13 protein-coding genes and 1 other annotated feature are annotated in these 12,152 nt (G+C 40.9%); of the genes, 10 read left to right on the forward strand and 3 right to left on the reverse strand.

Features of this window, described 5'->3' with window-relative positions:
- Window positions 1–290 precede the first annotated feature (290 nt).
- The 4 genes from ACOJQI_RS06290 to ACOJQI_RS06305 all read left to right on the forward strand — a co-directional run bounded on the left by ACOJQI_RS06290 (window position 291) and on the right by ACOJQI_RS06305 (window position 3,172).
- Window positions 291–1,031: a hydrolase gene (locus ACOJQI_RS06290; RefSeq protein WP_421384172.1), complete on the forward strand. Its 741-nt coding sequence runs from the start codon at window positions 291–293 to the stop codon at window positions 1,029–1,031.
- Window positions 1,032–1,058: 27 nt separating this feature from the next.
- Complete coding sequence (locus ACOJQI_RS06295; protein ID WP_421384174.1) at window positions 1,059–1,817, forward strand: hypothetical protein; 759 nt, start codon at window positions 1,059–1,061, stop codon at window positions 1,815–1,817.
- A 201-nt stretch (window positions 1,818–2,018) separates the two neighbouring features.
- Window positions 2,019–2,978, forward strand: coding sequence for a BMP family ABC transporter substrate-binding protein (locus tag ACOJQI_RS06300; protein ID WP_421384175.1), 960 nt, complete (start codon window positions 2,019–2,021; stop codon window positions 2,976–2,978).
- A 5-nt stretch (window positions 2,979–2,983) separates the two neighbouring features.
- Window positions 2,984–3,172, forward strand: coding sequence for a ComZ family protein (locus ACOJQI_RS06305; protein WP_421384177.1), 189 nt, complete (start codon window positions 2,984–2,986; stop codon window positions 3,170–3,172).
- Window positions 3,173–3,214: 42 nt separating this feature from the next.
- Here ACOJQI_RS06305 and ACOJQI_RS06310 read toward each other — a convergent pair whose 3' ends face one another.
- Window positions 3,215–3,442 (reverse strand): hypothetical protein, encoded by a 228-nt coding sequence (locus ACOJQI_RS06310; RefSeq protein ID WP_421384178.1) that lies wholly within the window; start codon window positions 3,440–3,442, stop codon window positions 3,215–3,217.
- 278 nt (window positions 3,443–3,720) lie between these two features.
- Here ACOJQI_RS06310 and ACOJQI_RS06315 point away from each other — a divergent pair, with 278 nt between their 5' ends.
- The 5 genes from ACOJQI_RS06315 to ACOJQI_RS06335 all read left to right on the forward strand — a co-directional run bounded on the left by ACOJQI_RS06315 (window position 3,721) and on the right by ACOJQI_RS06335 (window position 8,109).
- Entirely contained in the window at window positions 3,721–4,656 is a 936-nt protein-coding gene (locus ACOJQI_RS06315) for a beta-ketoacyl-ACP synthase III (protein WP_421384180.1), read from the forward strand.
- A 56-nt stretch (window positions 4,657–4,712) separates the two neighbouring features.
- Complete coding sequence (gene fabF, locus ACOJQI_RS06320; protein ID WP_421384181.1) at window positions 4,713–5,951, forward strand: beta-ketoacyl-ACP synthase II; 1,239 nt, start codon at window positions 4,713–4,715, stop codon at window positions 5,949–5,951.
- 87 nt (window positions 5,952–6,038) lie between these two features.
- Entirely contained in the window at window positions 6,039–6,821 is a 783-nt protein-coding gene (locus ACOJQI_RS06325; RefSeq protein WP_421384183.1) for a DUF2268 domain-containing protein, read from the forward strand.
- A 109-nt stretch (window positions 6,822–6,930) separates the two neighbouring features.
- Entirely contained in the window at window positions 6,931–7,179 is a 249-nt protein-coding gene (locus ACOJQI_RS06330) for a hypothetical protein (RefSeq protein ID WP_421384185.1), read from the forward strand.
- 183 nt (window positions 7,180–7,362) lie between these two features.
- Window positions 7,363–8,109: a YjbA family protein gene (locus ACOJQI_RS06335; protein ID WP_421384186.1), complete on the forward strand. Its 747-nt coding sequence runs from the start codon at window positions 7,363–7,365 to the stop codon at window positions 8,107–8,109.
- A 29-nt stretch (window positions 8,110–8,138) separates the two neighbouring features.
- On the opposite strand, the gene trpS is transcribed toward ACOJQI_RS06335, so the two are convergent.
- Window positions 8,139–9,128, reverse strand: coding sequence for a tryptophan--tRNA ligase (gene trpS / locus ACOJQI_RS06340; protein WP_421384188.1), 990 nt, complete (start codon window positions 9,126–9,128; stop codon window positions 8,139–8,141).
- Between the two features lie 70 nt (window positions 9,129–9,198).
- Window positions 9,199–9,426 (reverse strand) — a binding site (T-box leader).
- A 39-nt stretch (window positions 9,427–9,465) separates the two neighbouring features.
- Window positions 9,466–9,840 carry a DUF3899 domain-containing protein gene (locus ACOJQI_RS06345; RefSeq protein WP_421384190.1) on the reverse strand — a complete coding sequence of 125 codons (375 nt, stop codon included), beginning with the start codon at window positions 9,838–9,840 and terminating at the stop codon, window positions 9,466–9,468.
- A 504-nt stretch (window positions 9,841–10,344) separates the two neighbouring features.
- Here ACOJQI_RS06345 and ACOJQI_RS06350 point away from each other — a divergent pair.
- On the forward strand, window positions 10,345–12,030 hold the full coding sequence (locus ACOJQI_RS06350) for a peptide ABC transporter substrate-binding protein (protein WP_421384191.1): 1,686 nt from the start codon (window positions 10,345–10,347) through the stop codon (window positions 12,028–12,030).
- The last annotated feature ends 122 nt before the right edge of the window (window positions 12,031–12,152 follow it).

Here is a 12,152-nt window from a genome sequence, read left to right on the forward strand (position 1 = left end):
TGCGACCTCCTTCGGGACTAGCGGGACAGGTGAGACCCCCAGGCGAAGCCGAGGAGGCTCACCGCCCGCCCCGCGGAGTCGCACACCTGGAGCGGAAATCAACAAACTCATTCAAATAATAACTTTTATTCTAAGAAAGCCTTTAAAAATTTATTGAATTATAGGCTGTCTCCCATACATATAACAATATTTTTCATAGACTATCATGACGAAATATGTTTAGCTGCCCGCTAATATAAGGAATTTCATTATTGATTGGAACGACAGCTTTTTAAAAGGAGAAATTACAGATGAACCATCGAATATTTAAAATCGACAATGAACCCTGCATAGTCCATTATCCTTTCCGTCCCAACGGTTTTGCCGTTCTTATTCTGGGAGATGTTAATCATTATGTCGATGAGAAGAGCAGCTTCTGGCTTCAGCAGGAGGCAAGGAGGTCGATCATCACAGAACTGACGGATAAAGGCTATATTGTTTATTATTCCAATTTGTACGGAGCAAACTGGGCAAGTGATAAAGCGGTCAGCTTGATTTACCGCCTTTATCATTATATAAAACGTAGGGAAATCATAAATGAAAAGGTTCATATACTCGCAGAGGGAATGGGCGGTTTATTCATCGAAAAACTGCTTCCTTCATTTGGAAGCAGAATCCGCTCAGTCGTTTTCCTTTCACCCTGCATCTCTCTTTATGAACATTTTTCACAAGAAAAGGATCAAAAGTTTTTTTATAAAAAGCTCAAGAAAGAAATTTCATCTGCTTATAGTATTGAAGATGAAAATTGCGAGGACATGGTGAAGGACGGAACTCATACCGGAGAAAACCTTAAGAAAACGGAGACACCCCTGTATACAATTCAATCAATCAATTCCTCTCGTTATAAAAACCAATTTTCTCTCATAAAAGATATATATAAAGACCGAAATGAAAACAATCTTCCAGGGGAAATTTATATTATTCTTCCTGAGAAGAGATACAAGGCTTCCTTAAAAATCGTATCTTATTTTTCATTGAATGAACAGTTGTAAAAAAGGAAGTGGGGGGAGACTGAAGAAATGAGCAGAGCGGTTGTAACAGGAGGATTGGGGTTTCTGGGATTTGAACTGTGCCTGGCTATTCTGGAAGAAGGCTTAGAAGTGGTGGCGGCAGATATAGATCAAAAAGCTGGTGAAAGGTGGCTGGAGGTGGGGAGAAATGCGAATATAACTTACCAGCCCCTTCATCAGGCCTTACCAACGGAATTTTCAGGTGCCCGGATTTATATAAATTTATATGATTGCTTTTCAAGGAGTAAAGGCAAACAACAACTGGAAGACATCAGGGACTTTGTTGAAAACAATAAAAGTTATTTGGAGAGTGCCGTTGTCTTAATGCCATCCGTTCTCTCCAATCGGATAGAGGACGACGAATTAACTGGTTTTATCGAATTTTTGGAAGAACAGTTTAGCAGATACTATTCTGTTTATATTCCTACCCTTTTTGGGCCCCGCCAGCCGGATTCTTTTTTATTTCAGCAAGTAATTACAGGGGCAGCAAGCGGTACAGGATTTGTTGATGATACTCGTTCCGCCATTTTTGTGAAGGATGCGGCAAATTCTATTATAAATATAGAAGAAAATAGTGCTGAAAATATTCAACTCGTATCCGATACCCCGGACAGCTGGATTAAAAGTCTCAAAATACTTGGCCGTACTGATGCGGATATACCTGATGATCGGCCGGTCAGGGAAATGGTTCCATCCGGCGCCAAGAAAATTGCAGTGAAGCCTTCCTCCTCTTTAAAGGAAGTGCTGGGACTCCAAAGGAACTGCTGAGAAGCAGTGCTTGTGAAGTTTTTCTTTTCTTCCCCTCTAAACCACGGTAAAATAGAGGAGTCAACCCCCTGTTAAATCAGAATGTTTTCCTGCAGGGGATTCACAGGTCATCCCGGGATTAAAGGTGCCCATATAATGGGCAGAGTTCTGTATTATATATGGATACGGGCTTGTGGATGACATCCTTAAGGAGTTGCTATAATGAAAAAAATAGGTTATCTTGTCCTGGTTCTGTTGTTCCTGCTGACGGGATGTTCCACACAGGGGGAAAAGGGAAACCTCGATAATGTAGGTTTGCTCGTTCCTGAAACAATAAGTGACCAAGTATGGGGAACGAAGGGGTACAAGGGTTTATTGAAGATCCAATCCAGGTTTGGAGTGGACGTTTTTTATAAAGAAGGCGTAACAACCAAGCAGGCGGTTGAAAAGGCTGTGACGGAGTATAAAGCACAAGGTGTAAATTTGATATTTGGACATGGCCAGCAATACGCACCTATCTTTAATGAAATAGCTGAAGATTATCCGGATATCCATTTTGTATCATTTAATGGGAATGCGAGCCAGTCGAATACCACCAGTTTGAATTTTGAGGGATATGCCATGGGGTTCTTTGGCGGGATGACTGCTGCCCATCAAACGAAAACGCAGCATATAGGGATTGTCGCTTCCCATGCCTGGCAGCCAGAAGTTAAGGGGTTCATTGATGGCGCCAACCATCAGGACAGCGGCGTCAAGGTTCATGTCGACTACACTGATGACTGGGATAATAGAGAGAAGGCAATGGTTCTGTTACATATGCAGTTGAAATCAGGAGTGGATGTTGTATACCCTGCCGGCGACGGATATAATGTTCCTATGATTGAAAAGATGAAGGAAAAAGGGTTGTACGCGATAGGATATGTATCGGAGCAGTCGGATATGGGGGAATCGACAGTTTTGACCAGTACTGTACAGCACGTGGACAAACTGTATGAAGTGGTTGCAGCAAGGTTCTCTAATGATGAATTGAAATCCGGGAACATCCCATTTGATTTTCAAGATAAAGTAATATCCATGGGGAAATTCAGCCCCGTAGTGGATGAAGAGTTCAAGAAAATCATCGAAAGTGATATTCAGCATTATATCAAGACAGGTGAATTACCGAATGAAAGGAAGGAATGACAACTATGCAGGATAAAAATATGGAGTTCATGCAAATTGCTATGAAATATCTTCCGGAAGCCAAACAACAATTGGAGCAATCGGGAGTTGAATTATCCATGGAGATGATTCAGCCCTTTATGAATCTTTTTACACAGGTTATGAATGAAGCCTATGAACTGGGCCGGAAAGATGCACTTGAAGAAAATAAATGAAATTAAAAAGATTGATCTCCAGGAGATCAATCTTTTTTAGTTTTAAGACTTTGTCCACTTAGTAATCAAGGGCATGATTTTATTCATGAGAGGCTTCAGCTCTGAAACTGCTCCCATTAACGCCTCGATGTTTGACATCAAATCTCCGTTATTTTCTGTTTCCTCACTGTATTCCTTCTCTGCTCCTTTGCGAGGTTCATCTTCCTGGATACTTTCTTTTCTCCCCATAACCATAATATCAAAGGGATGCTGCCTGAGTTTGCGTTCCATAAAGCCACCATCCTTTCAATTTAAACTTCCATTTTTATTAAAATATGTATATTTTCGGCCGGCGTATAGACAAACGTGTAATTGAGAAAAAATAACTCGATATCAAAAAATGTTGCAAGGGAAAGTAAAGTTCGTTAAAATTAGTACCAAGTACTAATAATTGATATAAAGATTAACTATAAGGTGAATTGACAGTATACATACGCAGCATTTCACAAGGATTTTTTCTATTAGTCAAACTGTGCTGCGCCAATAAAACCAGAAAGAAGGGACTATAAATGAATGCTGGGGTTATCGGGATCGGAAGATATGTACCTGAGAAGGTTTTAACGAATGCTGATCTAGAAAAGATGGTTGATACGTCAGATGAATGGATCCGTACGAGAACCGGTATTGAAGAGAGAAGGATTGCCGGTGACGATATCAATACATCTGATATGGCATATGAGGCAGCAAAGGCTGCAATCAAAAATGCGGGCATTTCACCGGAAGAACTTGATATGATCATGGTCGCAACAGTTACTCCTGACCGTCCATTTCCGTCAGTAGCCACCATGCTTCAAGAAAGACTTGGAGCAAAGCGGGCAGCTGCGATGGATTTAAGTGCGGCATGTGCTGGATTCATGTATGGAATGATCACGGCTAAACAATTTATTGACAATAATGCTTATAAACATATCCTGGTCATTGGTGTGGAGAAGCTTTCAAAAATCACTGACTGGAATGATAGAAATACGGCTGTCCTATTTGGAGACGGAGCCGGTGCTGTTGTCATGGGGCCTGTTTCTGAGGGAAGAGGGATCCTCTCATTTGAACTGGGGTCAGATGGATCCGGAGGAAAACACCTTTTCCAGGATGATGCTTATATCTACATGAATGGCAGGGAAGTATTTAAATTTGCTGTAAGGCAAATGGGAGAATCCAGTGTAAATGTTATTGAAAAAGCTGGATTGAAAAAAGAGGACGTAGACTTCCTCATCCCTCATCAGGCAAACATCCGGATCATGGAGGCTTCAAGACAGCGGCTGGATCTTCCTGAAGAGAAAATGTCCAAAACAGTCAATAAATATGGCAATACATCAGCCGCATCTATTCCGATTTCACTTGTCGAAGAATTAGAGGCTGGAAAGATCAAAGACGATGACGTCCTTGTAATGGTAGGATTCGGCGGCGGATTGACATGGGGTGCCATTGCCCTTAAATGGGGACGCTGATTGTAAATATTTTATAAGAAATGTCTTCTAAGACCATAAAAAGGAGATGGAACTAAATGAATAAACGCAGAGTAGTCGTAACAGGATTAGGCGCAGTGACGCCGCTCGGTAATGATGTGAAAACAACATGGTCTAATGTCCTGGAAGGTAAGAGCGGAATTGGCCCATTGACAAGGCTGAACGCCGATGAGTATCCAGCTAAAGTGGCAGCGGAACTAAAGGACTTTGATCCGGAGCAGTATGTAGAGCGAAAAGAAGCGAGAAAGATGGACCGTTTCACTCAATATGCAGTTGCTGCTTCGATGATGGCTGTGAAAGATGCCAACCTTGAGATCACAGATCAAATCGCAAATCGTGTCGGCGTATGGATCGGGTCAGGAATTGGAGGAATGGAAACCTTTGAAAATCAATTTGAAACATTCCAGAAGCGCGGCTACCGACGTGTAAGCCCATTCTTCGTTCCAATGATCATTCCGGATATGGCAGCCGGGCAGGTTTCAATCCTCCTTGGAGCTAAAGGAATCAATTCTTGTACGGTAACGGCATGTGCGACAGGTACGAATTCCATCGGGGATGCATTCAAAGTCATTCAACGTGGAGATGCCGATGTAATGGTAACCGGTGGAACGGAAGCGCCGATTACAAAAATGTCCATGGCTGGTTTCTGTGCCAACACAGCTCTATCTACAAATACGGATCCTGATAAAGCTTCCCGTCCTTTCGATGCGGAGCGTGATGGATTTGTAATGGGTGAAGGTGCAGGAATTGTCATTCTGGAGGATTTAGAACATGCACTTGCACGAGGAGCAAAAATTTATGCTGAAATCGTAGGATATGGTTCAACAGGGGATGCCCATCATATCACAGCGCCGGCACCAGGAGGAGAAGGCGGTGCAAGAGCGATGAAGATAGCCCTTGAAGATGGCGGTCTTTCTGCTGAGGACGTGGATTATATCAATGCCCATGGAACAAGTACTCCATATAATGATAAATATGAGACTATGGCCATTAAAGAGGTTTTCCATGACCATGCCTATAAATTGGCGGTCAGCTCAACCAAATCAATGACAGGCCATTTGCTTGGAGCAGCAGGCGGGGTTGAAGCAATCTTTTCTGTACTTGCCCTACAAGATAATGTTCTTCCTCCTACCATCAACCTTGAAACTCCAGATCCTGATTGTGACCTGGACTATGTAACGGAAGGTGCGCGAAAAGCAGAAGTGAATGTGGCTATGAGCAACTCACTCGGTTTTGGCGGCCATAACGCAACAATCGTTTTTAAAAAATATAAATAAAAACAAAGACTGTTTCATATGGATATAGAAAAATCCATATGAAACAGTCTTTTTGTTTTAACACCGTGCTCTGAGGGAGGGCAGCCTATGGGAATAATTGAAACAAGCAAGTGGCTGGACGACTATGCTCGCGATCCAGAAAAAATGCTGATGAAGAAAGGGATGAAAAAGAGGGAAGCGGCAGAGTTATACGGATACTTAAAGTCATTTGGAATGTATTCGCCTGCTGCAAACACAGAATACGAAATCAATGCTTTAAAGAAACGTGATGCATGGCGAAAGATGAATGTCTACTATAATAAGTATCGTTCACTATGGAAGGGGCCTTCTGTTCCTGTCTATATATTCCCTGTCCAATCAGCGAGAGGCATTTTTTCCAGTGGATTCAAAAAATCGGGGGTCTCCTTCAAAGATGAAATATACCTGTTCTTATCTGATGAAGAAGATCCAAGAGAATGGGAAGCTGTGTTTGTCCATGAATATCATCATTGTACAAGAATGAACCTTTTAGAAAAAAATCCCGATCAATACAATCTGCTTGACTCCATCATTTTTGAAGGATTGGCAGAAGATGCTGTAAAAGAATACTGCGGAGAAGAGTATGTCAGCAGCTGGGCTGCGAAATACAGCGAATTTCTGCTCCGAAAGCTCTGGAATCAGCATATCAAAAATGAATTGCATCTGAGGAGGAAAGATACAAAGCATGATCAGCTTCTTCTTGGAAGAGGCAGCTATCCAAGCCTGATCGGCTATGCGATAGGATATTATATTGTAAGGAAATTCAGGGAAAACCATGGAATGACTGTTCAGGAAATGATGGGGCTTGACTCAAAGAAATTTATAGAAAGTGACCAAATCATGGGGAAATGAAGAGAGGGGGACTGCCTCTCTCTTTTTTTTATGAAATGGCTGGACAATCATATATTTCTTTGCCGCTTCATATATTCCTAGTAACTGGACAAGCAGAAAAGGTGAGAATATGAACATTTTGAAAATATGGACGGTAAAGGCGGAAGGAATGATGTTTAGAGTATTTATATTATTGATAGGGTTCGGTCTATCTGTATCCGGTGGAGTAACGTTGATTATGTACCTTAACCTGCTGGCGACAGGATCAACATTTCAGGATTATTTTCTATTCATTTCGGGAAGAGTGGAGTGCTACCTCCTATTGGCAGGCATTTTCCTCATTACCCTCTCTATCTATTCACCTCCAAAAAAGAAATAATCAATCCTATCTGCTTCCTCCCCTCCAGGTCAGCTTATGGAACATTCACCGTGACTGGCGGCCTCTGATAAACAACCAAAATTGCAGTCACTGAATAAACTTCAGGAAAAGAGACATACAGGAATAAACTGGCTGGAATTTGCCTATACTGATTGACAAATAGGTTGAAGCGAGGGGTCAATCATGCTATATCTTCATGATGTATGGGTAAATTGGTTTGAAGGTGAAGAAAACGGTTATAATGTTTGTCATTTTCATGAATGGAGAAAAGAGGATGTCATCGAGCTCCTGGATCAGGTTCCGTTAATTAAAGTAACACCCGACTTCTTCCATTATATTGAAAATGATTTGTCGGAACTTCCTCAGTCATTGCTTAATGATATCTACCAAAAGGCGTACTTGAGAAAAAACCATGAGCGTATCCAGCTGGAATATTGCTTCATCGTCACCGATGGGACAGGCATACTTGCGGTTGACACAATTGGATATTCCATCCCTATCCGCAAGAGCAGGATCATACCGCGTCAGGAGCAGCTGGTATATGAGATGACAGAAGATCAGGAACCCTACACTTACAATTTCCAAATGGAAAAGAAAGCAAAAGACTATCATATCCTTTCTCCAAAACCAACAATCATGAGCGGTTTGACGAGAAGGGAAAGACAGTTGAAACAGTTAATGTTTATGGCATTGGATCAATTGCACTCCTCTAAGAATACGGCAGAAATACGATATTGGTGCACGGAATGGACTCCCCAGAATTATGAAAGAATACAATCAATGAACTTTGAAGAAGCTTGGCAGAGCCTTTTCGAAGAAACAAAGGAAGGCTGGTCGGACAAGCACTTGCTCTTTTGTGAAAACTTGATAAAAGGTCAACCATTCTTTGAGAAACTGTGGGAATTGGAAAATCGTCCTAAGGTAAACTAAAAGGCAGCCGCAAAGGCTGCCTTTTTATATTATTTTCTTTTTCGTCCAAGACCCATGGCTTTTTCCATTTTCATAAGCATTTTGTTCGCTGTAAAGTTAGCCTTTTCAGCACCCTTATCAAGTATTTCATCAAGCTCTTCTGAGTCGATGAGTTCATTGTAGCGCTGCTGGATAGGCGCCAAAGCATCTATTACGACTTGAGCGAGATCTCCTTTGAAATCTCCATAGCCCTTGCCTTCATATTGCGTCTCGAGATCTTCAATGCTTTTTCCAGTCAGAATGGAATAAATGGACAGCAGGTTTGAAACCCCGGGTTTATTTTCTTTATCGAATTTAACAATACCATCAGAATCAGTTACAGCACTCTTGATCTTCTTCTCGATTTGCTTGGGTGTATCTAACAGTGTTATAAATGCCTTTTGATTAGGATCGGATTTGCTCATTTTCTTTAAGGGATCCTGAAGGGACATGACCCTTGCCCCCACTTTTGGAATCCTGACTTCAGGAATGGTGAAGATGTCATTATATTTCTTGTTGAACCTTTCAGCTAAATCCCTTGTCAATTCCAGATGTTGTTTCTGATCTTCGCCAACTGGTACCAGGTTTGTTTTATAAAGCAGGATATCTGCAGCCATTAAAGGGGGATATGTCAGCAGTCCTGCTGATACAGCCTCCTTGCCGTGCGACTTGTCTTTAAATTGAGTCATCCTTTCCAGTTCCCCGATATAGGCTACACACTGAAGCATCCATCCAGCCTGTGCATGTGCAGGTACTTCTGATTGAATGAAAAGAGTGGATTTATCAGGGTCGATCCCACTTGCAATGTAAAGAGCTGCAAGACTTTTAATGTTTTTTCTCAATTCAGCTTTGTCTTGCGGTACCGTGATGGCATGCTGATCGACAACACAGAAATAGCAATTATAGTCTTCCTGCAGTTCAGCAAATTGTTTGAGTGCTCCAATATAGTTCCCTAATGTGATTGTTCCGCTTGGCTGAATTCCGCTAAATATAGTTTGCATTACTTTTCCTCCAATTGATTATCATTATTTGACTATTTACATAAAAAAATCCACCCGTCCCTATAAAAGTTATAGGGACGAATGGAATTATTCCGCGGTGCCACCCTAAGTTGCCCCGAAAGGCCGCTTGGTCCATGAAAACATGGTGCCCGGATATCGGCGGGCTGCCGCCACTGGCTACTATGGTTCACTAGTGGAGCTCGAAAGTCCATTCCATTCATTCGGATGCTTGTTCGCACCTGCCACAAACTCTCTGTAAAACCGAATTGAATATACTACTCTTTCTCATCGCATGATCAGTATTCGAAATGATTATAAAAGAATATAGAAGCTGAAATCAAGTATAGAAAAGGTAAGAGACAATTAAATCCGCTATGACAGCGATGCTTCCACTTAGGAGAAATGGAATGGTCAAAGCAAAGTTGTTTTTCCTATTATACTCTTCATGTGCTTCTTTTGTTTCATCCATATCATCGAATTTAGATATATAGCTTCCTTCTTTGGTACTTTTGCGGAAACGCTTGAAAGCATACTGGATTCCATTGAAGAAACCCGATTCCACTACCTTCATAAGTCCGCCGGCCGTCAATAACCCCATCCCGATCAGAAAGGAGATATTAATGATACCTAGCCAAAACCCATAATCATAAAAAAACGATAAGACGGCTGAAATTATATATATAGTAAATACTGCCAAAACAACCTTTTTCAAAAATTTTCACCACATCACATTTTTTTATAAGTATATCGAATATATGCATCTGTTATCAAGAGATTTTAAATATATATACACCAAGGCTGCAAAAGCACAATAGCTTATAACCAGAAATATTTTCTTTGAATTCTGACAACTCCCTAATAGGAAGGGAGAAGGGGACAGAGGAAAAAAAGAGACTGTTTTCATTGATGAAAAATAACCATACATAGAGGTGTATAAAAATGAATTAATACTTTCAAAACGAGTGAATAGTAAATATGAATTATTTGGTAATTTATACTTAAAAAGGTGGATTTGTAAAGATTGTAATATGATATTGATAGTTAAAAAGGCCTTTGAAACGTTGGTATATAAGGGTTTATAAACGGATGTGATAATTTTGCAAAAAAACTGTTAAATTAATATTGCAATAATTTCTGTATGTTGTATAATAGAAAACGAATCTTCTGACAAATCGGAAGATAAATAAATATGAGACACGAGGAGGTCAATTTCAAGATGAAGAAAAAGTTTTCATTTCTTCTAGTGCTTCTACTAGCACTAACTACATTCCTTGCTGCATGTGGCGGAAACAACAACGCTGCTAACAGTGGAAACAACGGCAACTCTGGCAACTCCGGAAATAATGGCGGAGGAGAAGAAGAGACAGCTGAAGCAAAACCACAGGTGCTTAACTTGCTGGAAACTTCAGAGATCCCTTCTATGGATAATTCTCTAGCAACTGACTCAGTATCATTCCTAGTAATGAACAACGTATACGAAGGTCTTTATCGTTTAGGTGAGAACGATGAAGCTGTTCTAGGTATGGCTGCTGAAGAACCTACTATCTCTGAAGATGGTAAGACTTACACTTTCAAAATTCGTGAAGATGCTGTTTGGTCTAACGGTGAACCTGTAACAGCTAACGACTTCGAATATTCTTGGAAAAAGACTTTGAACCCTGATACAGCTGCTGAGTATGCATACATCATGTATGATATCCTGAACGCTGAAAAAGTTAACTCTGGTGAACTTCCAGTTGACGAACTAGGTGTTAAAGCTGTAGACGAAAAAACTCTTGAAGTTAAATTGGAAACTCAAGTTCCTTACTTCAAAGCATTGCTTTCTTTCGCAACTTTCTACCCGCAAAACGAAGCATTCGTAACTGAGCAAGGCGACCAATATGGTCTTGAAGCTAACACTACTCTTTACAATGGTCCTTTCGTTCTTAACGAGTGGAAACATGAGCAAAGCTTCCAGTTGACTAAAAACGCTGACTATTGGGAGTCTGATGTTGTTAAACTTGAAGAAATCAACTTCAACATCGTAAAAGACACAGCTACTGGCGTAAACCTTTATGAAACAAACAAAGCGGATCTTGTAGGTCTTTCTGCAGAATTCGTTGATCAGTACAAAGGTGATGACAACTTCAAAACACGTGCGGATACTTCTGTATACTTCCTTCGCTTGAACCAGGAAAACGAAGTATTGGCTAACGTAAACGCTCGTAAAGCATTCGATATGGCTTGGGATAAGCAAGGTCTTGTTGATGTACTTCTTAACAACGGATCTATCCCTGCTTACTTCCTAGTACCACAAGATTTCGTATATGGTCCTGACGGAACTGACTTCCGTGAGACTAACGGTAACTTCAATGAAACTGATGTTGAAGCTGCTAAAGAATTCTGGGCTAAAGCAAAAGAAGAAGTTGGATTTGAAGAAGCTTCTCTTGAGTTGTTGAACTACGACTCTGAAAGCTCTAAGAAAATCGGTGAATACCTGAAAGAACAGTTAGAATCTAATCTTGATGGTCTTACTGTTACAATTTCTCAACAGCCGTTCAAGCAAAAACTTGACCTTGAAACTAAAGGCGAATATGACTTCTCATTCGCTGGTTGGGGTCCAGACTATCCAGATCCGATGACATTCGTTGACATGTTCGTTACTGATGGCGCACATAACCAAATGGGCTACTCTAACGAAAAGTATGACCAGTTGATCGAAGATGCTAAAACTACATTGCTAGACGATCCAGAAGCTCGTTGGAACGCAATGCTAGAAGCTGAAAAGATTCTATTTGAAGATGCTGCGATTTCTCCAATGTACCAAAGAGGTTCTGCTTACCTAGAGCGTCCTTACGTACACGGAATCCTTCGTCACGCTTTCGGTGCTGACGCATCTTACAAATGGGCTTACATTGAGTAACAAATAATCGCTCAATGAAACAAACTTTCAAAAGGAGAGCGTATGCATTGGCATATGCTCTCCTTTTCTCCTGATTGTCGAAAAAAATTGTAATTTAAGAAATAGATTGAAAATTTGTCGAA

It is taken from the genome of Bacillus salacetis, from assembly GCF_049177075.1.
Taxonomy (GTDB): domain Bacteria; phylum Bacillota; class Bacilli; order Bacillales; family Bacillaceae_B; genus Rossellomorea; species Rossellomorea salacetis_A.